This window comes from Subtercola boreus (assembly GCF_003399635.1).
Classification (GTDB): Bacteria; Actinomycetota; Actinomycetes; order Actinomycetales; family Microbacteriaceae; genus Subtercola; species Subtercola boreus_B.
Window position 1 is genome coordinate 1 of sequence record NZ_NBXB01000033.1, and the last position, 25,744, is coordinate 25,744.

23 protein-coding genes and 1 tRNA gene are annotated in these 25,744 nt (G+C 64.2%); 10 read left to right on the forward strand and 14 right to left on the reverse strand.

The window, feature by feature from the left end:
• The 4 genes from B7R22_RS11745 to B7R22_RS11760 form a co-directional block, all read right to left on the reverse strand.
• Positions 1-293 (reverse strand): IS3 family transposase (locus B7R22_RS11745; RefSeq protein ID WP_147305365.1); only part of this gene is annotated, 293 nt, incomplete at its 3' end.
• Between the two features lie 20 nt (positions 294-313).
• Positions 314-601 carry a transposase gene (locus tag B7R22_RS11750; protein ID WP_172582344.1) on the reverse strand — a complete coding sequence of 96 codons (288 nt, stop codon included), beginning with the start codon at positions 599-601 and terminating at the stop codon, positions 314-316.
• A gap of 303 nt (positions 602-904) precedes the next feature.
• A complete protein-coding gene (locus B7R22_RS11755) occupies positions 905-2,824 on the reverse strand; it encodes an ATP-binding protein (protein WP_116411936.1) in 1,920 nt (639 codons plus the stop codon).
• Entirely contained in the window at positions 2,817-4,079 is a 1,263-nt protein-coding gene (locus tag B7R22_RS11760; protein WP_116411937.1) for an SIR2 family protein, read from the reverse strand. Before B7R22_RS11760 ends, B7R22_RS11755 begins: the two co-directional genes overlap by 8 nt.
• A gap of 230 nt (positions 4,080-4,309) precedes the next feature.
• Between B7R22_RS11760 and B7R22_RS11765 the strand changes: the two genes are divergently transcribed.
• Positions 4,310-5,574, forward strand: a protein-coding gene (locus B7R22_RS11765) for an IS3 family transposase (protein WP_253259042.1) whose coding sequence is annotated in 2 segments (ribosomal slippage) — positions 4,310-4,622 and positions 4,622-5,574 — 1,266 coding nt in all. Because the reading frame shifts where the segments join, the coding sequence is not laid out codon by codon here.
• Positions 5,575-6,070: 496 nt separating this feature from the next.
• Positions 6,071-6,187: a helix-turn-helix domain-containing protein gene (locus tag B7R22_RS20250; protein WP_367379193.1), complete on the forward strand. Its 117-nt coding sequence runs from the start codon at positions 6,071-6,073 to the stop codon at positions 6,185-6,187.
• A gap of 162 nt (positions 6,188-6,349) precedes the next feature.
• Here the strand turns inward: B7R22_RS20250 and B7R22_RS11775 are convergent.
• Positions 6,350-6,421, reverse strand: a tRNA-Arg gene (locus tag B7R22_RS11775).
• Between the two features lie 180 nt (positions 6,422-6,601).
• Here B7R22_RS11775 and B7R22_RS11780 point away from each other — a divergent pair.
• Both B7R22_RS11780 and B7R22_RS11785 read left to right on the forward strand, forming a co-directional pair.
• Entirely contained in the window at positions 6,602-8,002 is a 1,401-nt protein-coding gene (locus B7R22_RS11780; RefSeq protein ID WP_116411939.1) for a coiled-coil domain-containing protein, read from the forward strand.
• A 186-nt stretch (positions 8,003-8,188) separates the two neighbouring features.
• Positions 8,189-9,535 carry a C40 family peptidase gene (locus B7R22_RS11785; protein ID WP_116411940.1) on the forward strand — a complete coding sequence of 449 codons (1,347 nt, stop codon included), beginning with the start codon at positions 8,189-8,191 and terminating at the stop codon, positions 9,533-9,535.
• A 13-nt stretch (positions 9,536-9,548) separates the two neighbouring features.
• On the opposite strand, the gene B7R22_RS11790 is transcribed toward B7R22_RS11785, so the two are convergent.
• The 4 genes from B7R22_RS11790 to B7R22_RS11805 form a co-directional block, all read right to left on the reverse strand.
• Positions 9,549-10,049: an HNH endonuclease gene (locus B7R22_RS11790; RefSeq protein ID WP_116411941.1), complete on the reverse strand. Its 501-nt coding sequence runs from the start codon at positions 10,047-10,049 to the stop codon at positions 9,549-9,551.
• Between the two features lie 336 nt (positions 10,050-10,385).
• Positions 10,386-11,528 carry a hypothetical protein gene (locus B7R22_RS11795; protein ID WP_116411942.1) on the reverse strand — a complete coding sequence of 381 codons (1,143 nt, stop codon included), beginning with the start codon at positions 11,526-11,528 and terminating at the stop codon, positions 10,386-10,388.
• 8 nt (positions 11,529-11,536) lie between these two features.
• Complete coding sequence (locus tag B7R22_RS11800; protein WP_116411943.1) at positions 11,537-12,382, reverse strand: C40 family peptidase; 846 nt, start codon at positions 12,380-12,382, stop codon at positions 11,537-11,539.
• Positions 12,383-12,643: 261 nt separating this feature from the next.
• Complete coding sequence (locus B7R22_RS11805) at positions 12,644-13,336, reverse strand: metal-dependent transcriptional regulator (RefSeq protein ID WP_116411944.1); 693 nt, start codon at positions 13,334-13,336, stop codon at positions 12,644-12,646.
• An 89-nt stretch (positions 13,337-13,425) separates the two neighbouring features.
• Here B7R22_RS11805 and serC point away from each other — a divergent pair, with 89 nt between their 5' ends.
• The gene (serC, locus tag B7R22_RS11810) at positions 13,426-14,538 is read left to right on the forward strand and encodes a phosphoserine transaminase (RefSeq protein ID WP_116411945.1); all 1,113 of its coding nucleotides are present in this window, start codon (positions 13,426-13,428) and stop codon (positions 14,536-14,538) included.
• A gap of 44 nt (positions 14,539-14,582) precedes the next feature.
• Here the strand turns inward: serC and B7R22_RS11815 are convergent, their stop codons facing one another.
• Positions 14,583-15,431, reverse strand: coding sequence for a DUF3027 domain-containing protein (locus B7R22_RS11815; protein ID WP_172582346.1), 849 nt, complete (start codon positions 15,429-15,431; stop codon positions 14,583-14,585).
• 2 nt (positions 15,432-15,433) lie between these two features.
• Positions 15,434-15,814, reverse strand: a complete 381-nt coding sequence (locus B7R22_RS11820; protein WP_116411947.1) for a cold-shock protein — start codon at positions 15,812-15,814, stop codon at positions 15,434-15,436.
• Positions 15,815-15,906: 92 nt separating this feature from the next.
• Here B7R22_RS11820 and B7R22_RS11825 point away from each other — a divergent pair, with 92 nt between their 5' ends.
• Both B7R22_RS11825 and B7R22_RS11830 read left to right on the forward strand, forming a co-directional pair.
• Complete coding sequence (locus B7R22_RS11825; RefSeq protein WP_142206581.1) at positions 15,907-16,176, forward strand: multidrug ABC transporter ATPase; 270 nt, start codon at positions 15,907-15,909, stop codon at positions 16,174-16,176.
• Entirely contained in the window at positions 16,173-17,981 is a 1,809-nt protein-coding gene (locus B7R22_RS11830) for a helicase-associated domain-containing protein (RefSeq protein ID WP_116411949.1), read from the forward strand. The genes B7R22_RS11825 and B7R22_RS11830 overlap by 4 nt, the downstream gene beginning before the upstream one ends.
• Positions 17,982-17,997: 16 nt before the next feature.
• Here the strand turns inward: B7R22_RS11830 and B7R22_RS11835 are convergent, their stop codons facing one another.
• The gene (locus B7R22_RS11835; protein WP_147305367.1) at positions 17,998-20,523 is read right to left on the reverse strand and encodes a wHTH domain-containing protein; all 2,526 of its coding nucleotides are present in this window, start codon (positions 20,521-20,523) and stop codon (positions 17,998-18,000) included.
• A 103-nt stretch (positions 20,524-20,626) separates the two neighbouring features.
• Here B7R22_RS11835 and B7R22_RS11845 point away from each other — a divergent pair, with 103 nt between their 5' ends.
• The 3 genes from B7R22_RS11845 to B7R22_RS11855 are packed head-to-tail and all read left to right on the forward strand — an operon-like array spanning position 20,627 to position 24,780.
• The gene (locus B7R22_RS11845; protein WP_116411952.1) at positions 20,627-22,261 is read left to right on the forward strand and encodes a DNA repair helicase XPB; all 1,635 of its coding nucleotides are present in this window, start codon (positions 20,627-20,629) and stop codon (positions 22,259-22,261) included.
• Between the two features lie 45 nt (positions 22,262-22,306).
• Positions 22,307-22,996, forward strand: a complete 690-nt coding sequence (locus B7R22_RS11850) for a response regulator transcription factor (protein WP_116411953.1) — start codon at positions 22,307-22,309, stop codon at positions 22,994-22,996.
• A gap of 26 nt (positions 22,997-23,022) precedes the next feature.
• Positions 23,023-24,780 (forward strand): sensor histidine kinase, encoded by a 1,758-nt coding sequence (locus B7R22_RS11855; RefSeq protein WP_116411954.1) that lies wholly within the window; start codon positions 23,023-23,025, stop codon positions 24,778-24,780.
• 55 nt (positions 24,781-24,835) lie between these two features.
• Here B7R22_RS11855 and B7R22_RS11860 read toward each other — a convergent pair whose 3' ends face one another.
• Both B7R22_RS11860 and B7R22_RS20095 read right to left on the reverse strand, forming a co-directional pair.
• The gene (locus tag B7R22_RS11860) at positions 24,836-25,330 is read right to left on the reverse strand and encodes a hypothetical protein (RefSeq protein WP_116411955.1); all 495 of its coding nucleotides are present in this window, start codon (positions 25,328-25,330) and stop codon (positions 24,836-24,838) included.
• 89 nt (positions 25,331-25,419) lie between these two features.
• Positions 25,420-25,542, reverse strand: coding sequence for a hypothetical protein (locus B7R22_RS20095; protein WP_301182616.1), 123 nt, complete (start codon positions 25,540-25,542; stop codon positions 25,420-25,422).
• Between the last annotated feature and the right edge of the window lie 202 nt (positions 25,543-25,744).

Here is a 25,744-nt window from a genome sequence, read left to right on the forward strand (position 1 = left end):
TTCCCGCGTCGTCGGTGGTGCGAGGCCTGCAACCGGGCGATCCTGGCGAGGCGCCATACCCGGTTTTCGCTCGCAGCGATCCCGGCATCAGCGAGCTCGTCCGCGAGGAACCGGTAACCCAACGTCGAATCGTTTTCGTGGATCTGCCGCATCACGTCGATGACATGCGCGTCGTCCCAGTCCCGTTGGGAGACCGGATCCCGCAACCATTTGTAATACCCCTGAGTTGAGAGCTTCAGGACCCTGCACGCCACCTTGACCGGAACCCTGACAGGGGCGCCGGTCGCGGCCATTTCGCGGACGAGCGGGAAGACTATTTTCCCGGCAGGTTCGCCTGCGACAAATACGCGGCCGCCCGACGCAGAACCTCGTTCTCCTGCTCGAGCAACCGGATCCGTTTGTTCGCCTCGCGCAGCTCTTTACGATCCGCGTCGGTAGCGCCTGGACGGTTGCCGTCCTCTATATCGGCTCGTTTCAGCCAGTTCGATAACGTGCCCTCGGAGATCCCGAAGTCCCTCGCAATCTGCGCCGACTGGCCCTGGCCCTTCCGGGCCACCGCCACGACGTCATCACGGAACTCTTTCGGATATGCCTTTGCCATAACTGACATCCTTCCAGCGAGAATGAAATCTCACAGATCAGATGACAACCAAACCCTGGGCAGACCCCTGGCAGACCCCCTCGGTCAGAGCAGGCTGTGCGTGCTCCCGAGATATATCGGTCCGGGCTCACTCTTGCGGGGGCCGGCGCGCTCTTCCAGGTGGCGCGGGGCACGATAGGCCGGTATCTTCGCAGGCGAGGATTCACGCGTCGGCTTTACTTCGCGAGAGCGCGCTCGAATGTCATCTGACCTCGGTACTAGCCGGCAGGCAGACTCCACTCAATTTCTATACCTGGGCTCTCCCTAACCATCAACCGGCTGCCATTTGTCGTTCAATGTCATGGTCTTGCTGTTCGGCTCGAAGGGCGGGGCTAGCGCCGAGACACCTACGACCACGGGGACCTGGGCCGATACGCCTGACAGGATGCAAGTGCCTGTGGGCAAGATCGGTAGGGATTCGAAGGAGACCTTATCGAGATAAGACACCGCCTTCTCGATGGCATGAATGTCGAGGTTGTTCACGAGGCGATGCAGGAAGTAGTTATGAAGTTGGGAGACGATCGTGTCTGAGATGTCGTGCGGTCGCTGGCTCGCAATCGTGAGGAACACCCCAAACTTTCGTCCCTCCTTCACGATTTCCTCGAATGTCTCGAGGCGGTAGTCCTTCCAGCTTTCGCTCTCTCTTGCTGAGGTTGTGGAAAGGATGTTGTGTGCTTCGTCGATGATGATATTGAGAAACTTGCCGTTGTCTGATTTCTTCTTCTTGCGATCGTAGAGCTGGCGGCACGGCAGTAGAGGGATGACCTTCTTCATGTCGAGATTGACGTCGCGCAGAGAGATTACGGTCAGAGGCTTATGGATCAGACCCTTCTCGGAGACCTTGAGCAGTTTTCTGATGGCTGGCATCCGGGTTTCGAGGCGCTTGATGACAGGCCCAAGGTGTTCTCGGTTTGCGAAGCCTCGGAAAATGTCGCTGTAGTACTGGATGATCAGTTTGAACCGGATGCGGTTCAAGTGTTTCACTAGGCCGAACTGAAGATCCAGGTTCTTGATCCGGGTGAATGTGAGTTCTCGGAAGAAGTCGTCGTTATTGGGGACGTTCGCGTAAACGTCCCCTCTCTGGTCATCGCGGTAGTAGAAAGTCCTCCCCACATTGTGGTAGCCGAGCTTCGCGTGTAAATGGTCGATGTAGTCCGTCAGCTCTTGAGGGGCCTTCTTGCCGAGTGCGAGCGCTACCTCCTTGAGGAAGTGGTTAATCGACGCCCGATCCTGGGCGGAGTCTCCGTTCTTGATGGCATTGTGGACGATGTATGCGATCTCGTGTTTGAGTGCGTCATCGTCTTCGAGCTTGTCGTCCCAGAAGGTGCTTTCAAGGGTTCTCTGGATGAAGGGGGCCTGTGTCTTCTCCGACGCGTCCAAGAGGACCGTCCAGAAGACAGGATCTTCAGCCGTCCTCTTGGATATGGGAAGGCGATCTTTTCCATTGCCTCGCGTCGAGAGTATGTACTCGCGCTTCAAACTGCTATCTGTAATAACGGACGTGGATCGGTTGTCGTCGGTCACCTCGGTGCTATTGACGTACTCGCCGTTGAAATCGATGAGTACGAACTCGGCGTTCTGTTTGAACTCTGCGGAGTCCTTGTAGAGCTCGAAAAGCTGGTGGTAGATCGTCGCGAGCGTGTACGACTTGCCGCTCCCAGTGTTGCCGAAGATTCCGATGTGGCTGGCGAAGACGGCGTCGACGCCTATGTTGACGTTTTGACCCTTCTCCATGGCAAGCGTTCCAATGGTGAGCGCGGCATCGTCGGCGCTGACGAAGCTGTGTATTTCGTCGAACTCTTCCTGCGTGAGGAGGAAGCAATCGTTGTTGATGAGGGGCAGTTCGCGCACACCTCGTTGGAACTTGCCTTTTCTGTCGAAGAAGCCGAGCAGGCTAACTGTCAGTATCCGCTCGACATGTGATCGTTTGCTCCCGTAGGTCGAACGAGCCTCGGTGTCTTCGGAGACGGCTTCACCGTCGACTTTGGCGATGATGTCGTAGAATCCCTTTGCGATCTTGACGTATCCACCTACCGAAACGTTTCTGAGGATCTTGCCTTGATAGAGGAGGTGGGAGCCGTTTTTCGACTTGTCTACGCGGATGCGAACGCTCCGGCCGCTGACTTCGACGACGCTGCCGATTTTGAATACCGATAGCTCTTGTGCATCGGTAGCGCTACTCATCGCCGTCAAGCTCCAGCGGTTGAGCGAGCTTTAGGCGAACATCCACGACGCTGTCGGGCCTACGAGGAGGTTTGGGCAGCAGGGGCTCGAAGAAGATCTCAGTGATCCGGCGCAGGCTGTACTTGTCTTGTTCGGCTTCGTCGTCTGTTTCCGGAGGGCCAACGACAAGTATGTTGCCGTTCGACGCGAGATCGGCGTCGAGTCGGTCTTTCAACGCTTGCACTTCGCCAGGGAGGTAGGCGAACACGATGACCTGAAGAGTCGGGTTGGTTCGGGCTGCCCTGATGATGAGCTCTCGGATATGTTCGTCTCGACACGAGAATCCGATGATGAACAGGACGCTGTTCTCCTTCTCTAGGCTGTTCGAAAAGAGTCGGAGCAGATCGTAGTAGTTCTGATTCAGCACGGTGACGCTAAACTTGTCCTTGTTGGGGTTGACGATCGCAAGCTCTTCATAGGCCGTCATGAAGTCGGCCAGCGTGGCCTCGTCATAGTCATCATCGGGGTCGCTCGTGGCGGTCAGGAGGATGTCGATGTCGGTGGCTCTGTCGATTTCGTAGAGGGCTTCGGTCGCGTTGGTGAGCTCCTCCTCGATCGCTTCGATGCGTTCCCTGTCCGAGTCAAAGGTGATGATGTTCTTTGACTCGCCGCCAGAGTCGATGGCTCGAGTAGCCCAGCTAGTCGAACCATGGAGCTTCAGCAGATTGAAAGTGGGAACCTCAGAGAGGTTGTCGTACTGAAGACTGCGCCGTGACTTGACCGTGCCGAAATTGCTGGTACTGAACAGAGGTAGGTATCGCCCTGAGAATCCATCGTTGAGTTCCAGTTGCAGCTCCTCTGCCGCCACCTCGACAGCGACGTCCACATTGGTTGTGAAGAGATTGACCTGCTTATCGAGAATCGAACTCCGGCGGCGGACAAGGAGCGTGTTTACAGTCCGGAGGAATTTTCTATAGGACTGCAGCACTGCGTCTGCATCTGAGTCCTCTGCGAGGATGTTCTGGTTCGGAGCGATGACACCTTCAAAAAAGTACGCATATACGGAAGCCCTTACGCGATCTAGTCTGCTTCTCGCAGTCGCTTCGTCTCGCGAAAGCTGCGTGAGCCAGTCTTCGACCGCTCCGAGCGGTTTAAGCAGATCCGCTGACGCCCCGGCTCCTAGGAGGAAGTTCAGGTTTGCATCTTGAACGATGTCGCGAAGTTCTTCGACGGTGAGACGGTTCGCACCCTGCATCTTTCCGGTCTCGCTTTCCACGCCGCTGTGCTCCGATTGGGGCCGTGGCGAAACCTCACACGATCCGAACTGGGTTGCGCATCCCCTCAACGCACTTCCGGTTGAAATGCATAGCACAAGGATACCGTCGCCCGGTTACATCCATGCTCCGACATGATGTCCGACCCCACCGATAAACTCCGACCCATGCGTCGCAGTGAAGCGCCCTGGGTTTGTTGGAGGCTCCTGACCTTGGAAACGAGGATGGAGTCATGGTGTCGAATCAGGGATCTGGGAAGCCGACGGCGCGTCGGTATTCACCGGAGGAGAAGGCTGCCGCGGTCCGGATGGTGCGGACGTTGCGGGCGGAACTCGGGACTGAGCACGGGACGGTTCATCGAGTCGCGACGCAGCTCGGATACGGCGTCGAGTCGGTGCGGATGTGGGTCAAGCAAGCCGATGTTGACGACGGTCACGTCGCCGGCGTGAGCACCGCCGAAGCCCGCCGGATGCGGGAGTTGGAGCAGGAGGTTCGCGAGTTGCGTCGGGCCAATGAGATTTTGAAGCGGGCTGCGAGTTTCTTGGGGGCGGAGCTCGACCGCCAACACCGGAAGTAGTTGCGTTCATCGACGCGAACAAAAACGAAGTCGTCGAGGGTCGCCCGCTCGGAGTCGAGCCCATCTGCGCGTTGCTGCACGTGGCTCCGAGCACCTATTACGCCGCCAAGGATCGGGTTCCCTCGGCCCGCGCGGTCAGCGACGCGGTACTCATCCCGGAGCTGGTCATGCTCTGGAACGCGAACTATTGCGTTTACGGGGTCCGCAAGCTCTGGAAGGCCGCCCGCCGCGCCGGGATCGACATCGGTCGAGACCAGACGGGTCGGCTGATGCGCGCAGCCGGAATCGAAGGGGCAACACGGTCGAAGCGCATCAAGACGACACGCCCTGATCCTGCCGCTGCGCGTCACCCGGATCTGGTGGAGCGGGAGTTCACCGCGACCGCCCCGAATCGGCTCTGGGTGACTGATCTGACGTTCGTGCCGACCTGGGCTGGCGTCGCGTATGTCTGCTTCATCATCGACGCCTACTCGCGGATGATCGTGGGGTGGAGATGCGCGTCACACATGCGCACCGAGATGGTCCTCGACACGATCGAGATGGCGAGGTGGGGTCGCGACGCTCACCACGCCGACCTCCGGTGTCACAGCGACGCCGGGTCTCAATTCACGTCAATTCGCTACGGCGAACGACTCGCCGAGATCGGCGCAACACCCTCGATCGGAACGGTCGGTGACAGCTACGACAATGCCCTGGCCGAGACGGTGAACGGCTACTACAAGACAGAACTCGTCCGCGGACCCGCACGACCAGGACCCTGGCGGACGGTCGAGGACCTCGAGCTTGCGACCCTCGGCTGGGTGCACCGGCACAACACCCAACGCCTCCACGGCTACCTCGGCGATATCCCACCCGTCAAGTTAGAGCAGATCTTCTATGCTGACCAAACGCCCGGCAATCAGCTGGCGGGAATCAAATAGCGCGAGTCTCCATCAGCCCCAGGGCGCTTCAAATGTCTCGGCTGACGCAGGCTGTCTTCAGCCGCGCTCGGCGCCAGAAGTTCGATGCATAGTAGAGATGCTCGTGTGAGTATGTGCGCTCGGCAAGAGTTGATGTCGTGAATAACGAACTGTCCAAAGGTAGGTTGCGCGTCGCAGCGCTCATTCAACACCTCGAGTACACAGGCCAATGGTCACGGGCATCCGCCAAGGAGGAACGGCACCCCCAGAAACCAACACCAGTCCGGTCGGCGTCGAAACCCAAAAGGAAACGACCGCGCCCGACAGACCCCGAGACCGTTGATACGTCCCTAGACATGCAGCAGCTCGTACTGCAACTGCAGATAGTGGTCGCCTACTGCAATGGCTCCACTCAGGCCGAAATCGCAGCAGCATCCTGCTCGGCGGGAGCGAGTGCAGCCCGTGATACTTGCAGGTGCACACCTGTGTCGCGCAGTCGGGCACGGACCGTCTGCACGTGCATCCCAAGTCGGCACGCCGTTTGCATCGACAAGGTCAGAGCGCGCGTCTGCTTGCGCGACGCTACGGTGTCGCGCACACGACGGTGCTCCGCATCCTCAAACGCAACTTCTGATAGGTACTGCAGCGGGGTTTGCATTCTGTACTTGCATACGTGCAACACTCGCTAATGCGCACCATTGCGCCGCAGCACGGATCGCTAGTGCGCACCATCATAAACATGCTCTGATCAGGTATTTATCTACATTTACACTGTGCAATAGGTTGCAATCAGCAGTGCCCCTGGAGGGACTCGAACCCCCAACCTAATCCTTAGGACGGACTTGCTCTTCCATTGAGCTACAGAGGCTGACCGCACGAGTTTACAGCCTCCAGCGCCAGGCGGCTGCAGCGGCGAGGCGCCAAAGCAGGCGCACAGCAATCGTTCGGGTTGGTGAATCACCGGAGGGGCAGCATCCAACTGCGCACCGGCGATGTTAGACAAGGAGCGTGGACGTGCCCCTAGGGGTGCCCGAGCGCCCGAGGATCCATGAACACTCCGTCACACCCCGCCCTCCGCGGCACTGCAGAGACCGATCGCGCCCGTCTGTATGGCACACGCCCGAGCGGCATGCGCCCGAGCAGGTTCCGGATGATCGCCACGGGCATCATTGTCTCCGCTCTCGCCATCGGCAGCACCATCCTCGGGCCGACCACTGCGGCGTTCGCCGACGACTATCCCTCGTGGGACGACGTTCAGGCGGCCCGGAGCAGCGAGAGCGCCAAGGCGGCCGAGGTCGACCGCATCAATGCGATCATCAGCGACCTGCAGCAGAAGGCCGCCGCCGCGCAGGCTCTCGTCGAACAGCGGAGCGCCGAAGACGAGGCCGCGCAAGCCGCCCTGGCTGCGGGCCAGAGCAAGGCGGACTCCCTGGCGGCCAGCGCCTCGACCTGGCAGACGAAAGCCGACACGTCGAGCAGGCAGGCAGCGCTGATCGCGGCGACGTTCGCCCGGTCGGCGGGCAGCCAGAACATCACGAGCCTCCTGCTCGGCAGCAACTCGAGCGAGGCCAGCGACCTGCTCTCCCAGCTGAGCTCGATGGGCAAGCTGAGCGAGACGATCTCGGGCATCTACGACCAGGCCAAGCAAGACGCGAACACAGCGGCCTCGGTCAGCGCGCAGGCGCAGGTCGCAAAGGATGCCCTGGCCGGCCTCGCCGCGGCAGCGCAGGCCGCGCTCGAGCAGGCCGCGGCCGCCCAGCGCGACCTGATCGCCGCGCTCAATGAACAGAGCGCGCACCAGGAGGTGCTGAACGCCCAGCTCGCCTCCCTGCAGAGCAATGTCGCAACCACCGAAGCCCAGTACCAGGCGGGCGTGGAGGCGCGGGCCGCCGCCGCCAGGGCCCAAGCCGCAGCAGCTGCCGCAGCACGGGCAGCCAACCAGGGCGTCAGCGTCGGGCCCGTGTCGGACGACCAGCAGGCGCTCGCCCAGGAGCTCATGGACTATGTCGCAAGCGGCCAGTTCCGCGGGTCCTACCCCGACCACATCTTCGAGATCTCGTACATCGCTGCGGGCAGGTCGGTGCCGAACTGCGGCATCGACACCGTCATCCTGCAGGCCATGGTGACGGCGGTGCGTGCCTTCGGGAGCGCCGCGGTGAGCGACATCAGCCGCCGCTGCACGGGGCAGATCGAGGGCGCCGGCACGGCATCGGCCCACTACCGCAACGGAGGCGGCCACGCGGTCGACTTCATTGCGGTCGGCGGTGTCGGGCTGAACGGCTCGAACAATGCATCGATCAATCTGATCAAGACGCTCGACCCGATCATGCCCTACGGATCGGGTCTCGGGCAGCGAAACTGCCGCACGTCGGCGGGCAGCGAACCGGGCCTGAAGAACTTCTCGGACTTCTACGACACCTGCGACCACCTGCACGTCGACGACTTCTAGCCGCCTCGGCTACACCCGAAGGCGCAGATCTGGGCGAGCGACGCGCCGGGAATTCCGAGTGCAATCCAGCAAACTATAGGCAACACGACGGCGTGTTGCTACTGTGGACGCTGTTGTTGGTGTTATGGCTGTGACTCGTGTTACTCGAGTGACTGTTGTGACAAACGTGAACAGTCTCGAGGATCCATGTCGCCATCCCCCCGCCGCGCCGTTCCCCGCCGCGCTCCGTGGAGAACCCTCGTGGTGTCGCTCGCCGTCGCCGCCCTGGCCGTGACCGCGACCATCACCGGCGGCTCACCGGTCTACGCCGACAACTACCCGAGCTGGAACGATGTCGTCGCAGCCCGGGCCAACGAATCGTCGAAGCAGGCCGAGATCGGTCGCCTGCAGGGGCTCATCTCCGGGCTGCAGGGCCAGATCGCGGCAGCCCAGGCCGTGGCCGACGCCGCCTGGGCCGCGAACGAGGCCGCCCAGACCGCCCTCGCCGACGGCCAGTTGAAAGCCCAGCAGCTCCGCACCCAGGCCGCCGACGCGACCGCCAAGGCGGAGACGTCGCGCAAGCAGGCGGCGGCCCTGACCGCCCAGTTCGCCCGCTCGGCCGGAACAGACCTGTCGATGAAGCTGCTGGTCTCCGGCGAGAAGAGCGACAACCTGCTCTACCAGCTCGGCGCCATGTCGAAGCTCGGAGACACCTCGAAGAAGGTGTTCGAGGCCGCGACGCAGGATGGGAACAACGCCTCCTCGCTCAGCGCACAGGCCGATGATGCCGAGAAGGCGCTCACAACGCTCGCGGATGCGGCCGCAACGTCGCTCGCAGACGCCGTGAACGCGCAACAGGGGCTGAAGGCCGCGCTGCTCGAGCAGGAGGCCCACCAGGACGAGATGACGGTGCAGCTGGCCGCGCTCACCAGCAACGCGATCACCACCGAGGCGCAGTACAACGCCGGAGTGGTAGCCGAACAACAGCGGAAGCTGGCTGAGGAACAGGCACGCGCCGCGGCCCAGGCTGCGGCCGACGCACAGGCGGCTTCGGACGCAGCGGCGGCAGCTGCGGCAGCCGCGTCGAATCAGGGATCGGGCAACTCGGGCGGTGGCTCCTCGGGTGGTTCCAACGGCGGCGGGAGCACGGGCGGAAGCTCGCCCGCACCGGCCCCCAAACCCGCGCCGATTGTCGACTCCCCCAGCCAGCCCTTCGACGGCAACGCCGTCGTCGCCTACGCCCAGCAGTACGTCGGTGTGGTGCCCTACGGCTGGGGCGCGAACCCCAACGACAGCTTCGGCTGCGACGGCCTCACGCAGTGGGTCTATGGCCACTTCGGTGTCAAGCTGCCCCGCCTCGTGAGCGCCCAGACAGCCATGGGCGTGCGCGTCTCCTCCTCCCAGGTCCGGGCGGGCGACCTGGTTGTCTGGCCGAACGCGCACGTCGGCATCTACGACGGCCACGGCGGAGTCATCCACTCCCCCGACTGGGGCCGCTACGTGACACACAACCCCGGTCTCTGGGGCAGCTACATCTTCATCCGCATCGTCTAGGCCCCGTCGCAGCTCAGGCGGCGGGCTGCAGGTAGCCCTCCCACTCGGGCTCGGCCCGCTCGACCCCGCGCACGAACCATCCGGCGTGGTGCGGCATGCGCGGCTGGCCCCCTCGGAGCGACCAGCCCATCTCTGCCGGGGTGCGGTCGCTCTTGAGGTTGTTGCAGCGGAGGCAACACGCCACCAGGTTCTCCCAGGTGTCCTTGCCTCCCCGCGACCTCGGCTGGATGTGGTCGATCGTGGTCGCCGATTTGCCGCAGTAGGCGCAGCGCTGGTTGTCACGGCGCAGAACGCCGCGGCGGCTGACGGGCACCTGGCGCGAACTCGGGACTTTCACATACCGGGTCAAAAGTATGACCGACGGTCGTTCATACGCACCGGACGACGCCCAGACTGGCGAGCCCTCATCGCTCTCGACGATCTTGGCCTTGTCGTTCATGACGAGCACCAGCGCCCGTCGGAATGACACAACACCCAGCGGTTCGTAGCCCGCGTTCAGTACCAGCGTTCGCATTTTCTCCCTTTCGAGACCCCTGGTCGGCTACCAGGGATTCCATGGTGCTGATATTCCGCTCAGTCGCCAGGCGAGCGGGCACAAAAAAAGGCGTTGTCATGACGACAACGCCTTACCACGCAGCAGAACGCGTGTTATGTGGAAGCTGGTGAGTATTCGCACGCCGCGCAGGACGTCACCCGTGGTGGGGATGCTGCCTGCCTGATTCACGAACTCTCCCGATGGATCGAGGAATATCAGTGCGAGAAGGCTAACAAACTCTGGCCGGAAACCCTACGCTCTGGTCACGAGCATCAGCAATTCGTAACGGAGTGTTCACACGGGCAAGGCCCGCCACTAGCTGAGCGTCGAGCCTCGGGCACTGATGAAGTCGACATGCAGGTGGCTGCAGGAGTCACTGAACTCGGAGAGATTCACGAAGCCGGAACCGGATGACCGGCAGCCGCTCTGTCCGACGTTGGTGTTCGGCGGTACCAGCGGGTCGAGCAGCCTGAGCAGCTTCATCGAATCCGAATCACCTCCGGTCAGGCTGTGGCCGTTCAGGATGTAGAAGTCGACGGCGTGACCGCCGCCCGACCGATAGTGCGGCGAATTGGTGCCGGCACCCTCGATCTGGCCGGTGCAGAGCCGGTTGATGTCGCTGACCCCGACCTTCGAGAAGTTGTCGACCGCGACCTTGATGGTCTGGAGCACGCGGATGTCGACACCGCAGCCATCGACGACCTGGCCGGACGCGAGGTACCCGATCTCCTTGATGTGATCGGGCCGGGAGCCGACGAGCTTTCCCGACGCGACGGCATCCATCAGCTGCTGGGCGAGCGCCTGCACCGCAGGAGCGACGGTCGAGGGGTAGGCCGCCGCCGTGATCGCGGTGCTGGAGGAGAGTTTGAGCGCCGCAGCCTGTGAGGCGGCCTGGGCCGCAGCAGCGGCAGCCAGCTGCTGCGCCTTCAGCTCTTCCTGCGTCGGAGCCTGGTAGTCGTCGCGGGTCACAGCCAGCGCGGCCTGGTCGGCACTGCTCTGGATGCTCTGCTGTCCGGCCCCGAACGGAGCGGCGTCCGAGACGGGGCTGAACGCTCCCGACGTGGAGAACGCGTACGCCGGCAACGCCATGGTGGCAATCAGGCCGAATGCCGCCGTCATGACGGCGATGTTCGCAACACGGCGCTTCTTCGACGGGCGCGACCTGCCGGGCTTTCCGAGCAGCGGCCGGGCAGGCGAGACGGTGCGGACCGCCGGGAGGGGACGGCCGACGGGTACGGCTTCTGCTGCTGGCGCCGGATTCACAGGCACGTCGGCAACCCGAGCGGGCGCCAGGTGCTCGAGGACCTGAGCCGGAACGATCGGAACGACCGGCCGCGCGCCGGTGAGGTGAGCAACGATCCCCGGCGGGATCTCGGTCGCCCGCCCACCATCCGCGCGCTCGCTCAGCAGGCGCTCGTGCTCACGGCGTGCACGCCTCGTCGATGGAACCTCTGACATGGACGGGCTTAGATTCCCAGCCGCACGAAGTAGTAGCTGCCCCAGACGGGTCGGTGTTCGACATAGCGGCCCCAGTCGGGCGAGTCGATCATCGTGCCGTCGCCAGCGTAGATGCCGATGTGGCCGATCGGGTAGACCATCAGGTCGCCGGCCTGGGCGTCGGCGGCGGAGATACGCGTGCCCATCGCCGCCTGGTTGCTGACGGTGCGCGGCAGCTTGATGCCGAACTGCCCGAAGACGTACTGGGTGAGGCCGTCGCATCCGAAGCTCGTGTCGGGGCTCGCACCGGCACCGTAGGGAACGACACCGACGAACTGCTGGGCGAAGGCGACCACAGCTTCACCACTGTAGGGGCCCGACGGCGGGTTCACCACGAGACCGCTCTGCGACGATGTGCTGGCCTTCGACGTCACCGAGGTGCTCTGCGACGATGTGCTGGCCTTCGACGTCACCGAGGTGCTCGCCACCGTGGCGACCTGGAGTGCAGCGGCCTTCGCTGCGGCGGCTGCCGCCTCGGCCTCTACCTTCGCTTTGGCTGCGGCGAGGTCGTCCTTGCTGGGCGCGACGTAGGTGTCGCGGCTCACGGTCGAATCGACAGCGGCCGCATCGACCGCGAGGGTCTGCTGGCCGGTCTGCATCGACGTCGCCGATGAGCTCGGGTCGAACGCGCCAGCGGTGCTGAAAGCGTAGGCGGGGAGCGCCATTGTGGCGATCAGCCCGGCCGCGGCCGTCATGACCACGGTGCTGGCAATGCCGCGCTTCGTGACCTTGAGCGTCTTGCGGGGTTTTGCATGGGAGACCCTGGCTCGGGTCAGGTTCTTCGGGTTCCGCTTCGACTCGGGTGAGTCTTGCATTTCGCTCGAAAGGGGCAAGATTATTTCCTCCGGCACGCTGCGGTCAGGGTCGCAGCCCCGGTTCCCAGCCCTTTCTCCTACGTGAGAGAGCGGCGGAACTTCGGGTTTGTCTGTGTCTTTGATTGGTTGTCTTCGTCGTACCAGAGGCTGGTTCTCTGCCCCTTGGACTCGTCCGATGGTACGGGAGAGGCTCGGCTTTGTCACCTTGAAACATTCAATTGCAACAAATTGGTAACGAAGATTGACCCTTGCGAACTAGTCTCAGATGCCCACGAAGATGTGGCTCGCAACCTCGTTGGGCAGCTCCAGCCCCTGGCTGAAGCCTTCCACCTCGACGAGCACGTACGAACCCGCGGCCGAAAACGCCGCAGTGTTTCCGGGAACGACGCCGGCCTGCTTGAGCTGCAGCAGCAGTTCGGGGTCGACCTGGGCCGGCTCACCGAGACGCCGGATGGTCTTGGTCTGCGCGCCCACGGCACCGTGGACAAGGGTGACGATGTTGACGACTCCGCGGGTGAAGGGGATGGCCTCGGTGTCGCCGAGCTCCTCGAGGCCGGGAATGGGGTTCCCGTAGGGCGACTCGGTGGGGTGGTCGAGCATCTCGAGGATGCGGCGCTCCACCTGCTCGCTCATCACATGCTCCCAGCGGCATGCCTCCTCGTGCACGAACTCCCAGTCGAGCCCGATGACATCGCTGAGCAGGCGCTCGGCGAGCCGGTGCTTGCGCATGACATGGATGGCCTTCCGCCTGCCCGGAACAGTGAGCTCGAGGTGACGGTCGGTGGAGACTACGACGAGCCCGTCACGTTCCATGCGCCCGACGGTCTGCGAGACGGTCGGACCGGAGTGGCCGAGGCGCTCCGAAATGCGCGCCCGCAGGGGGGTGATGTTCTCTTCTTCAAGCTCGAGAATGGTTCTGAGGTACATCTCAGTGGTGTCGATCAAATCCGCCAACGGCCGCTCCTTGCTTATCGCGCACGCAGGCTACAAGACTACTGGGCGGCGATGTGGGCGGTGCACCCCGCTTCAGTAGACTTCGGTTCATGCCAACGATAGAGATTCCCCGCTCCCTCCTGCCCGCCGATGGTCGCTTCGGAAGCGGCCCGTCGAAGATCAGAACGGAGCAGCTCGCCGACCTCTCGGCTCGCGGAGCATCTATTCTCGGCACCTCCCACCGCCAGGCCCCGGTGAAGGATCTCGTCGGCTCGGTGCGCTCCGGGCTGGCCGATCTCTTCCGTGTTCCCGAGGGCTACGAGGTGGTGCTGGGCAACGGTGGTTCGACGGCCTTCTGGGACGCCGCGGCGTTCGGGCTCATCCTGAACCGCAGCGAGAATCTGACCTTCGGCGAGTTCAGCTCCAAGTTCGCGGCAGCAGCCGGTGCGCCGTGGCTGCAGAAGCCGCACATCGTCTCTGCCCCAGCGGGTTCGCGTGGCGAGGTCGAGATCGTCGAGGGTGTCGACGTCTATGCCTGGCCCCACAACGAGACCAGCACCGGCGTGATGGCCCCGATCACCCGGGTGCACGGCGATGCGGGCGCCCTCACCGTGATCGATGCGACGAGCGCCGCCGGCGGGATCGATTTCGAAGCCGCTGAAGCCGACGTCTACTACTTCGCCCCGCAGAAGAACTTCGCCTCGGACGGCGGGATCTGGTTCGGCCTCTTCTCCCCCGCCGCGATCGAGCGGGTCGAGCAGATCGCCGCATCGGGGCGCTACATCCCCGAGTTCCTCAGCCTGAAGAACGCGATCGACAACTCACGCCTGAACCAGACGCTGAACACGCCCGCGCTGGCCACGCTGCTGCTGCTCGACAACCAGGTCTCGTGGATCAACGGAAACGGCGGTCTCACCTGGGCGTCCGACCGCACGAAGGAGTCGACCTCCGCCGTCTACGACTGGGCCAACGCCTCGAGCTACGCCACCCCGTTCGTGCTGGATCCCGAACACCGCTCGCAGGTGGTCGCGACCATCGACTTCGACGAGAAGATCGATGCGGCCGCCATCGCGAAGGTGCTCCGCCAGAACGGGATCGTCGACACCGAGCCCTATCGGAAGCTCGGCCGCAACCAGCTCCGCGTCGCCACGTTCGTCTCTGTCGAACCGGATGACGTGCGATCCCTTATCGGCTGCATCGAATACGTGGTCGAAGCTCTCTAGTCCTTCCGGGGGCTCCCAGAGGCTATTCCGGGAGCGTCCGCTGGCTACTCCGGGCGCTCCTGGCCCTCGAGGTGTTCGATGTCGCCGGCGTCTGTGAAGTCGTCGGTGGCGTCGAAGGCCACTCCGGCGTCGGGGTCGATGCCCGTGTCATCCGACAGGATCAGGGGCCGAGGATCGGGTACCGGCGCCGCGGCGGCGTGCGCGTCGACGGTGCGGTAGTCGCCAGTGCGCTCGTCGCTGGCGTGGTCGTCAGCGGTGCTGCTCCCGAAGCCCGGGGCGTCGAGCCCCTCCTCTGCGATGATGTCGATGTCGATTCCGTCGCGATCCCGGTCGCGACCGATCGCCGAGGGGTCGTCGTCGAGGTCGTCGTCTGGGCCGTCGACATCGTCGTCCTCAGATTCGTCGTCGTCGGACTCGCCGTCATCGTCGTCGTCGGACTCGTCGTCGGCATAGTCACCCGCCGCACCGTCCTCCGGCCCGTCTACATCATCGTCATCGTCTTCGTCCTCGTCGAACTCGCTCTCCGAGTCGTCGATCAGCGGATCCGACGTGAGCCGGTCGGCCCACGGCACCCAGGCTGGCGAAAGCACAGAGGCCTCACCCGGTAGCAGTTCGACCTCCAACACCGACGGTTCAGCGGAGTCGCTGCTCCGCGCGAGGGTGGCGGTCCAGTGCCAGTCCGGGTAACCCGCGAGCTTCGAAGCGAAGAAGAGGCTCAGCACGTGCTCGCCCTCGACCTCGTGGCCGATGAACTCGCCGATGGTCTCGGCGGGTGTGATCTCGGCCAGCGCCGCCCTCGCCTGCTCGAGCGCACCGAGGAGAACCGGATCCGCCTCGGGGGCGATCTCGACTGTCAGGTCACCCTGTTCGTCGGAGAACTCGTTCCCGGTCAACCTCAGGCGTCCAGCTCGTCGGCGACCTTGCGCAGCAGCGCAGCGATCTTGCGGCTGTGGCTGGCCTCGGGGTACCGGCCGCGCTTCAGGTTGGTGCCGATACCGTCCAGGACCTTCACGAGGTCTTCGACGATGACGGCCATGTCGTCGGCCGGCTTGCGGCTCAGCTTCACCATGCTCGGCGGAGCTTCGAGCACCCGCACCGAGAGCGCCTGCACTCCGCGCTTTCCGTCGGCGATGCCGAATTCGAGCTTCGTACCCGCTTTGACGGTCGCGCCGGCGGGCAGGGCTGACGCGTGCAGGAAGACTTCTTGGCCATCGTCGGAACTGATGAAACCGAAGCCCTTCTCTTCGTCGTAGAACTTTACCTTGCCGGTTGGCATGCGTGGATCTCCTCTAAGTCTTTTGCCGGTTTATTGCACTCCGGCCACCCCTAAGCCTATTCGCTCATCGCTGGGTGCGTATTATCAGGAGCGTGACCAAGACAGACACTCAACCCATTTCACGGGTCCAACGCATTCTCGCGTACATGGTCGCCAGCGCGATCGGCCTCTCCATCCTCGCTTTCCTTGCTGTCATCATCGGCACCGCCGCCGGCATGAAGGGCGACAGTTTCAGCCAGGGGGTCTGGCCCACGATCCTCGTGCTTCCGCTGTTCGGTCTCCCTCTCGCCATCGCGCTGTTCATCGCGCTCCTGGCGGTGAACCTCGTCAGACGATCCCGCGAGGCTCGTAGCTCCAGATGAGCGACACGCTCGCCCTGGCCAGCCGACTGCAGACCGAGAGCGACGACGCCCTGATCTCGCTGTTGGAGTCGCGTCACCTCTCCGGACGAGATCTGCGGGACTTCTTCGACCTGGCCGACGCGCTGCTCCGCCCGGAGTCGGTCATGGATGCCCTGTCCCACCTCGACCGGCCCACCCTCGCCTTGGTGGCCGCAGGCGGCACTCGAGTCGCTGATGCCGCAACTCCCCTGTTGGATGCAGCCGCTGCGATGCTGCTCGCAGACGTCGACGGCGTGCTTCAGCCCTACGACAGCGTCCGCACCGTGCTCGAGGGCTGGCCTGCCGCCGGTCTTCCCTCCGTCTCCGACCTCGCGGGTGTCGAGGCGCCGGCGGCTCCCCCGGCGCCATCCTCCGCAGAACGGAACGGCACCGACCGCATCGCTGCCGAAAGCGCTTTCGAGACCACCGTCGCCGTGACAGAGCTGACGAATGCCCTCGCCACCCTGCCCGCCCGCGAACTGGCCAAGGGCGGCCTCGCGGTGCCCGACGCCAAACGCCTGGCCGCCGCAACGGGCCAACCGCCCGAGACGATGAACGTCATTCTGCGGGTGGCCCGGATCGCGGGCCTGGCAGCTCGGGAGAATTCCTCGTGGTTCGCCACGCCGTACTCCCGCGAGTGGATGCTGCTGCCACTAGCCGAACGCTGGGGCCGCCTGTCATCGGCCTGGCTCAGCGCCCTCGACGAGAACGTGCGTGAGGTTCTCTGTCGGCGCATCGACAGCACCTGGGGTGAGAACCTCACCGAATACCTTCAGTGGCTCTACCCGGCGGGTGGCGAGGCTCTCTCCCGCCAGATCGCCGAGTTCACAGTGGATGCCGAGCGCCTCGGCATCGTCACGGCAGGCTTCGCGAGCTCCGCCGGCACCGCTCTGCTCTGCGAGAACGAGGCGGCCGCCATCCAATCGGTAGAGCTCCTGCTGCCGCCCGAGGTCGACACCGTCTACCTCCAGCACGATCTCACCATCGTCGCGCCGGGCCCCCTGAAGCCCGAGATCGACGCCACCCTCCGCCAGCTGGCCCAGGTCGAGTCCCACTCGATCGCCTCGTCGTACCGCATCTCGCAAGGCTCGATCGCGCGGGCGCTCAGTGCGGGATTCACAGCGGAGAGCATCCGGAGCTTCCTGGCGAGCATCGCGCCGGGGGGCATCCCGCAGCCGCTGGAATACCTCATCGCCGAATCGAGCGCGCGCTACGGTCTGCTGCGGGCCGGGGCCCTCGAGCAACTGGACGCCGAGCAGCCCAGGAGCTTCGTGCGCTCTGACGACATCTCTCTCCTGCACACGATCGTCGTCGACGCCAACCTCACCAGCCTCGACCTCCTCTTCGAGGGCGCGAACCGCCTGACCAGTCGCTACGACCTCGACACGGTCTACTGGATGCTCGTGGATGCCCGCTACCCGGTGATCGCCGAGGGGGCCGACGGCAACCCCGTGGCCCTCAACCGCCTGCACGTTGCCGAACCTCGTCGCCACATCACCAATGAGGTCGCCGAACAGCTGGTGAACCGGCTCCGCGGCAGCGGCGTGCGGCCGGGTGCCGACACGGCAGAGGCCTGGCTCGTGCGCCAGCTCGACGTTGCGGTCAAGGGAAAGACGCCCGTCATCGTCACCGTCAGGTTGCCGAACGGCTCTGAGGTCAGTTTTCCCGTGGTTCCGACGAGCATCGGCAGCGGACGGATGCGCGGAACCGACCAGAAGGCCGGCGTCGAACGCACCCTCCCCCTCGCCAGCATCACGCAGGTGCAGCTGGCCCCCGCCACGAGCTAGGCACAGTGCCCGAGGCTCATGGGGTGACAGGCCCGGGGCGCACGACCAGGAAGTCATCCGACGACGCATCGATGAGCAAACCCAGCCTCTGTGCGTCGACAAGCACCTTTTTCATCGAACGCCCAGAACTTTGCGAGACCAGTGCAACCTCGAGGAGCGAGAGGGTGTCCCCCAGAGCACGCCACGGGCTACCTCCGTTGCCTCCTCGGTTGAGAAGCGCTCGATCGCGAGACTTGAGCTTGCCGAACGGGTTGGGTGCCGTGGTGTAGCCCAACCGCTCAAGCCGTCTGACGACCTTCTTCTCAGGCCGGCCCCACTCCTTCGCCCTCGACCAGACGTGTAGATAGGGGATCTCACTGGAACGCGGCCAGAAGATCCTGCGCACGTAGTCGAGCGCCGCAAGACTGACATCCTCTCGCGTCAGAGACATGGGCTCGATGGTCAACCGAGGATTGCCCTCGTCGTGCAGATGTTCCGCCAGTCGAGCGATGTCCTGGTCCCGACGACCGTCGATCCTAGACAGTGTCTCAGGTATCTCCGGCCAGACCGGATGCCCCAGCCTGCCGAATCGGCGTCGCACCTCGTCTTCGGAGTGGTCAGTCTGGCTGACGCTCTTCTCCAGTCTCTTCTTCGAGATCGGATACGCTCTCTCCAGGAACGGGGCAAGGCCGTCCAGGTCCCGGCTCACGAGCAGCAGGTCCACGTGATCGAGCTCGAACGGTTCGTAGTCGGAATTCACATCGACACGGAACCCGAGCCGACGTAGCCCTGCGGTCACCTCACCAACGGTGCTCTGCAGAACCATGGACGCCCGGAAGACCGCGTCCATGCTCACGGCGGACTTTGCGAGGCGCCACGGCGCGACACCATCCGCGTTCTTGCTGGCCCAGACCAGTTCGAACGGGGTCGGCGGGGCATCCAGAATACTGCGCCACGTGGGCTGAACCTCGAGCTTTCTCGTCCGAAGAATCTCATCGGCCTCCTCGAAAGGAAGCTGGAGATCCCAAGCAGTGAGTATGACATCGAAAGCCTTGAACTCGCGTGGCTCGTCGACGTTCCAGCTCGAGTTCCGATTGAGGAGCGCCCGGATGAAGTCATTCGAGGGCGGCAGCGACTCCGCTTCGGCCGGCACGGGCAGACCCAGCACTCGGGCGCGGGAGACGACGCGATCAATCGGCCAGCGCAGGTGGCGCTCAGCGTCGTAGATGGCGGTGGCGTCCGCATCCCACGGCGAGATCTCCTGGATCGTCAGCATCGAGCTGGTAGTCTGCGCCGTGGCAAGGAACACTGCATCTGTCGGAGATGCGCGAACCACCCCTGCGACCATATTCGAGGCCCTGTTGCCGAATCTCGGGTGCGCTCCGGCCACGATACGCCTGCTCATGGACCATCCGGCTGCCCGCATGGGCTCGGCAACTCTGTCGAAATCGCCATCACCCACCAGATACCCTGCCACAGCCACATTCAGGGGCTTCGGCTTCTGCTGTATGACCAGGTCCGCGCGTTCGGAAGCACTTTCCACAATTGCGTCAACGAGGGCCGGGTTGAACGGGAATGCACTGTCGAGCCAGAACTGGGTTCCGACGAACTGCCACGCCGCGCCGATTGCGGTGGGAATCGCCTCGAGGGTGACCCTGTCGCAGTACGCCTCGTCGAATTCGAGGATGCGCCGCCGGTCGATTGTCAGTTTCGGCAGCTGGTCGCCGGTCAGGTTGATGATCGCGCCGTAGAGGAACGATTCGGCCCAGATTCCGTCCGACAACACCGGGCCCCAGCCGTCGACCCACCAGATACCCGTCGCTTCGTCCTCAACCGGCGAACTACCGGAGCGGGTCCTGACGTGCCTCGACGAGATGTTCACATCCCCAGCACCCCACTCGTGTCTGAGACCCTTGTCATCATCCGCTGTCATCCCAAACGGGCACAGAATCACCAGATCCCTCAGGGTCGAGAGCCCGGACACGCTCACCCCTGGTTTCAGCCGGAGCCGGATCGTCGTGCCCTGCTGGGTTCCTGGGCCGTCGTCGTGGATCTCGAACTCAGCACCCTGGTTCGGAATCACCACGCGCAGCTGCCTGCCCAGGGAACCGTTCCGCTCGTAGAGGGTGGTCGTGATGTCGACCCTCGTCGCCAGCATGAAGTAGGAGAGCACACCGACGCCGAACTGCGAGTTCGTCCAGAGCGAGACAGGCGGGTCTGCATGCCGATAGTCCTCGAGCTCCTCCAGGAAGTCTGCCCGGTCGGTCGAACGGATCCCGGCACGGCTGAAGGCCTGCTCCAACTCGCGCAACCCCATCCCCACTCCCGAATCCGAGCATTCGAGATAGCGCGCACCATCCGCATCCAACCCCTCAGAGAAACGGATGCGCTTCTCAGCACCCTCGTGGGCACCGACTCGGAGGTACTCCCGTCGAGCATCCAGGTGCCTACAGGCATCCACCGCATTCTGGTAGAGCTCGCGCACCGCCAGGGCAGGATCGCCGTAGAGCCGCTCGCCCATCAGCAGATCCCGTACTCGTGCGTCATCGAGTTCGAATTTCATCGCATGACCTCTCTAATATGACGAAATGTCACTATAAGGGGTGCCGGTGGGTGGTGGGCGCGAGGGGCAGCACGCTTACTCGGGCCACGTAAGCTTGGCAGTTATGCCAGACGGACCACTGATCGTTCAGAGCGACCGCACCGTGCTGCTCGAGGTCGCGCATCCACAGGCCGACAGCGCGCGCCACGAGCTCGCGGTGTTCGCTGAGCTCGAGCGGGCCCCCGAGCACATCCACACCTACCGCATCACGCGCCTCGGCCTCTGGAACGCCCGGGCGGCCGGCCACACAGCCGAGGAGATTCTGGGAACGCTCGAACGCTACTCGAAGTTCCAGGTGCCACAGTCTGTGTCGATCGACATCGCCGAGACCGTGGGTCGGTACGGCCGTCTCGTCATTGAGCGCCAACCCGACGGGGTACTGACGCTGCGTGCCACCGACACCGCTGTGCTGACGGAGATCGTGAAGGGGCGCCGCATTGCTCCCCTACTGCCGTCGCGGCTGTCGGATGACACGTTCGTCATCGAGCCGTGGGCGCGCGGCCAACTGAAACAGGAGCTCGTCAAGCTCGGCTGGCCAGCGGAGGACTTTGCGGGCTATACCCCCGGCACACCGCACGAGATCACCCTCGACACGACCGACTGGCAGCTCCGCGGCTACCAGCAGGAAGCGATCGACAACTTCTTCGAGCGCGGATCGGGTGTTGTCGTGCTTCCCTGCGGCGCAGGCAAGACGCTCGTCGGCGCCGGCGCCATGGCCACCGCGAAGACGAACACGCTCATCCTCGTCACGAATACCGTCTCGGCGCGCCAGTGGCGTTCGGAGCTGCTCCGCCGCACCTCTCTCACGGAGGACGAGATCGGTGAATACTCCGGCCAGGTCAAAGAGGTCAAGCCGGTGACGATCGCGACCTACCAGATCCTCACCGCAAAGCGAAAGGGCGCCTACGCGCATCTGGAACTCCTCGACGCGCTCGACTGGGGACTCGTCGTGTACGACGAAGTGCACCTGCTGCCCGCTCCGGTCTTCAAGCTGACCGCCGACCTCCAGGCACGCCGACGGCTCGGGCTCACCGCCACGCTGGTGCGGGAGGACGGGCGCGAGGGCGACGTCTTCAGCCTCATCGGTCCGAAGCGCTTCGACGCCCCGTGGAAGGAGATCGAGGCCCAGGGCTACATCTCCCCCGCCGACTGCTTCGAGGTGCGGATCGACCTGCCGCAACAGGACAGGCTCGTCTACGCGGCGGCTTCGGATGACGAGCGGTACCGGCTCGCAGCGACAGCCCCTGCCAAACTCGACGTCGTGAAGGCTCTCGTGGCCAAGCATGCCGGAGAACGCATACTCGTGATCGGCCAGTACCTCGACCAGCTCGAGGAACTCTCGGCCGAACTCGACGTGCCGCAACTCACCGGGTCGACCCCGATTCCGGAACGGGAACGGCTCTACCAGGCCTTCCGCGACGGGGACGAGCCCATCCTCGTGGTGAGCAAGGTCGCGAACTTCTCGGTCGATCTGCCGGAGGCGACCGTCGCGATCCAGGTCTCGGGATCGTTCGGCTCGCGCCAGGAGGAGGCCCAGCGTCTCGGCCGGCTGCTCCGTCCGAAGGAGTCCGGGCTCTCGGCGAACTTCTACACGCTTGTCGCCCGGGACACAGTGGACCAGGACTTCGCACAGAACCGGCAGCGGTTCCTCGCCGAACAGGGTTACAGCTACACGATCCTCGACGCTGCGTCGCTGTGACCAAGCTCACAGGAAGCGTACAGCGCACCCGCAGATAATGAAGTCATGACCGGACCCCGAATCCTCATCGTCGACGACGAACCCAACATCCGTGACCTGCTGACCACCAGCCTCCGATTCGCCGGCTTCGCCGTGCGCGCCGTGAGCAATGGCGCACAGACCATCTCGGCGGTTCTCGAAGAAGAGCCCGACCTCATCATCCTCGACGTGATGCTGCCCGATATGAACGGGTTCGGTGTCACCAAGCGTCTGCGCGCCGCGGGTTACACCGCGCCGATCCTCTTCCTGACGGCTAAGGACGACACCGAGGACAAGATCACCGGTCTCACCGTTGGCGGCGACGACTACGTCACTAAGCCATTCAGCCTCGATGAGATCGTCGCGCGCATCAAGGCGATCCTCCGCCGCACGATGCAGGCCGACGAGGATGCGATCATCCGGGCCGGCGAGCTGACGATGGACCAGGACACTCACGAGGTCTTCGTCGCCGACACTGCCATCGAGCTGAGCCCGACAGAGTTCAAGCTGCTGCGCTATCTCATGCTGAACCCGAACCGCGTGCTCTCGAAGGCGCAGATCCTCGACCACGTCTGGGAGTACGACTTCAACGGCGACGCGGGCATCGTGGAGTCGTACATCTCCTATCTCCGCCGCAAGCTCGACCAGTACTCCGACGAGTCGCTGATCCAGACGAAGCGCGGATTCGGCTACATGCTGAAGGTCAGCAAGGCATAAGGCGGGCCTTGTAGTCTTGCTCTGAAATGGCTGTCACACCTGCGACCTTCTGGGGATCGATCTCCCTCCGCACAAAAATCACGGGCGTCACCGTGCTCCTGCTGACGGTCGGCCTGATCGTCGCGGGCATCGGCACGATGACCGTTCTGAGGTCCTATCTGTTGCAGCAAGTCGACAAGGGACTCTCCGTCGGCTACGACGACGTGTCGACGTTTCTCAGCAAGGGTGCGACCAAGGATTCGTTCACGCTCGACACGGTGTCGTCGGCATCCACCGCCTACTACGTCGCCCTGCTCGGTCCCTCCGGCACCCTCACGACCAGCAACTGGGGCTCCCAGGCCTCATCGAAACAGCCGGACCTCGAGAGTCTCCCCCTGACCCCGGACGCGGGGGCCCAGGCCGAGAAACCCATCTACGAGATCTCGTCGACGGATGGCAAGGACCAGTGGCACGCCATCGTGCTCTCCATCGGCTACCAGGACCAGACCACCGGCACGATGGTGATCGCGGCACCCCTGGACAAGACCGAGAGCATCACCACGACGTACCTCTCGATCTTCCTCGCCTTCAGTGTCGGCGTGGTGGTGCTGGGTGCGTTGCTGACGCGCCTGCTGGTGACGAGCACCTTCGCTCCCCTCCGCGCCGTCGAGCGCACGGCCGCAGAGATCGCGAACGGGGACTTCAGCCAGCGCATGTCGAACGCGACGCCGAACACCGAGGTGGGCCGACTCAACCGGTCGCTCAACACCATGCTGAGCCGCATCGACACGGCGTTCAGCGACAGGGCCAAGACCATCGACCAGATGCGAAGGTTCGTGGGAGACGCCAGTCACGAACTCCGCACGCCCCTGGTGTCGGTGCGGGGCTACGCCGAGCTCTACCGGATGGGGGCTCTTCAGTCGCCCGAAGAAGTCGCCAAGGCTATGGATCGCATCGAGAAGGAGGCGATCCGGATGGGCGCCCTGGTCGAAGACCTCCTCGAACTTGCCCGCCTCGATGAGACCCGGCCGATGAACCTGGCTCGCCTCAATCTCGTTCCGATCGCTGTCGATGCAGCTCTGGATGCCCGGGCCTCCAGCCCTGAGCGGGTGGTGTCGATCATCCTCCCCCGCTCTTCCCAGCCGGTCTCGCTCGCCCCGGCCGCCGAAGCGGCGACGAACCCCTACGGCATGACGATGGAGCACATCGCGGCGGAACGCGATGCCCCTGACTCGGAGAAGGCTGCCGCTGCCAGCACACTGACCGGCCCGATCAGCTTCGCCGGCGCGACGCTGGCACGACTCCGCGGTCGCCGCAGGTCCGACGGCACCGTGCAGATCACACCGACCGACGTCGCGCTGTCGAGCTTCGACGCCCAGGAGCACGACGGCGTCGCACCGGTCATCCTGGGAGACGAGAACAAGATCCGCCAGGTCGTCGCCAACCTCATCGGCAACGCCCTTCGATTCACCAACAACGACAGCCCCATCGAGGTGTCGGTGCAGGTCGACGAAGCGAAGCGCCTCGCCGTGCTCGACGTGATCGACCACGGCGATGGCATCCCGCCCCAGATCCGCGAGAAGATCTTCCAGCGGTTCTGGCGAGCGGATTCGTCGCGCACTCGCGAAACCGGCGGCAGCGGCCTCGGGCTCGCCATCGTGGCGTCGATCATCGCAGCCCACAACGGCACAGTCGAAGCGGTCGAGACGACGGGTGGTGGCGCGACGTTCCGCGTCAGTCTGCCTCTCGCTGCCCCCGAGGCTGCGGCCGCGAATAAGACAGGTGCGGGCGAGACCGACCGATAGGGCTGTCGATCTCGCCCGCATGGGGCGGTCTCGCGGAGACATGCCGAGGCGAGGTTCACCGCGCGGCGAGCACGGCGGGGGTAGACGCTGGCACGTCGGCGGGAGTGCGGAGGGCCGCGGTGGTGCCGGCTTGGGCCGCAGCCTCACGGCGCCACGCGACCGCCTCCCGGGCGGCGGCATCCTGCTGCCAGCCACCGCCTGCCCCGATCACGACGACCGGGTCGAAGAGGGCGCCGGACGCCCGGAAGGCGCGGTGCGCAGACCGGATGAGCGCGGCACCCCAGAGCTCGGGGTAGGGCACACCAGCGGCGACGATGAGGCATCTGAGTTCGACCGGATGCACGGAGCCGGCCGGACCCCACCAGACCGCCCGGGCGACCGGAGTCGCACGCGGGTCGTCGTCGACGAAGGCCAGCCACGTCCATTCGCGGCGGAGACTGCCCGATGCGATACCGAGGCCGAACTGTTCGGAATCGACCCACTCAATGGGGTCACGGGTTGAGAACTGCAACAGCGACTGGTCGTCGCTGCGTTGGGATACACGGAACACGGGAGAACGTCCTTCGGGGAGAGGTGATGAGCTGTTAAGGCTCTCTCTCGAAGTGGCCGTGGGGCCGCCGTGGTCGGAGGTGACCGGAGTCAGGCGGTGGCCGGGAGAAGAGCCGAGATGCGAACGGCACCTGCAGACAGTGCAGGGCTGACGGTGGATGCTTCGGTGCGGCGAAGGCGCAACGCACGAGCATCGTCTGCTGGGTTCTTCATCTGACTCACCTCCCCGGTCTCTCGAAATCTGATCAGCAGCTGACTGCTGCAGTTGCCCACACTAGCCTCCCGGCTCACCCCGGCGCAACACCCGACAGTTGGGCGGCGCCACCATGGCGGCACATATGCCTCTGCCGGCATACGCCGCAGAGGCGGCGGCGTATGGAGAAAGCGGGCCGGCCTCCAAAGAGGCCGACCCGCT

Coding starts and splice junctions, on each gene's coding strand:
- B7R22_RS11750 (WP_172582344.1), bottom strand. CDS start 601: ATGGCAAAGGCATATCCGAAAGAGTTCCGTGATGACGTCGTGGCGGTG.
- B7R22_RS11755 (WP_116411936.1), bottom strand. CDS start 2,824: ATGAGTAGCGCTACCGATGCACAAGAGCTATCGGTATTCAAAATCGGC.
- B7R22_RS11780 (WP_116411939.1), top strand. CDS start 6,602: ATGAACACTCCGTCACACCCCGCCCTCCGCGGCACTGCAGAGACCGAT.
- B7R22_RS11785 (WP_116411940.1), top strand. CDS start 8,189: ATGTCGCCATCCCCCCGCCGCGCCGTTCCCCGCCGCGCTCCGTGGAGA.
- B7R22_RS11790 (WP_116411941.1), bottom strand. CDS start 10,049: ATGCGAACGCTGGTACTGAACGCGGGCTACGAACCGCTGGGTGTTGTG.
- B7R22_RS11795 (WP_116411942.1), bottom strand. CDS start 11,528: ATGTCAGAGGTTCCATCGACGAGGCGTGCACGCCGTGAGCACGAGCGC.
- B7R22_RS11800 (WP_116411943.1), bottom strand. CDS start 12,382: ATGCAAGACTCACCCGAGTCGAAGCGGAACCCGAAGAACCTGACCCGA.
- serC (WP_116411945.1), top strand. CDS start 13,426: ATGCCAACGATAGAGATTCCCCGCTCCCTCCTGCCCGCCGATGGTCGC.
- B7R22_RS11820 (WP_116411947.1), bottom strand. CDS start 15,814: ATGCCAACCGGCAAGGTAAAGTTCTACGACGAAGAGAAGGGCTTCGGT.
- B7R22_RS11830 (WP_116411949.1), top strand. CDS start 16,173: ATGAGCGACACGCTCGCCCTGGCCAGCCGACTGCAGACCGAGAGCGAC.
- B7R22_RS11835 (WP_147305367.1), bottom strand. CDS start 20,523: ATGAAATTCGAACTCGATGACGCACGAGTACGGGATCTGCTGATGGGC.
- B7R22_RS11845 (WP_116411952.1), top strand. CDS start 20,627: ATGCCAGACGGACCACTGATCGTTCAGAGCGACCGCACCGTGCTGCTC.
- B7R22_RS11850 (WP_116411953.1), top strand. CDS start 22,307: ATGACCGGACCCCGAATCCTCATCGTCGACGACGAACCCAACATCCGT.
- B7R22_RS11855 (WP_116411954.1), top strand. CDS start 23,023: ATGGCTGTCACACCTGCGACCTTCTGGGGATCGATCTCCCTCCGCACA.
- B7R22_RS20095 (WP_301182616.1), bottom strand. CDS start 25,542: ATGAAGAACCCAGCAGACGATGCTCGTGCGTTGCGCCTTCGCCGCACC.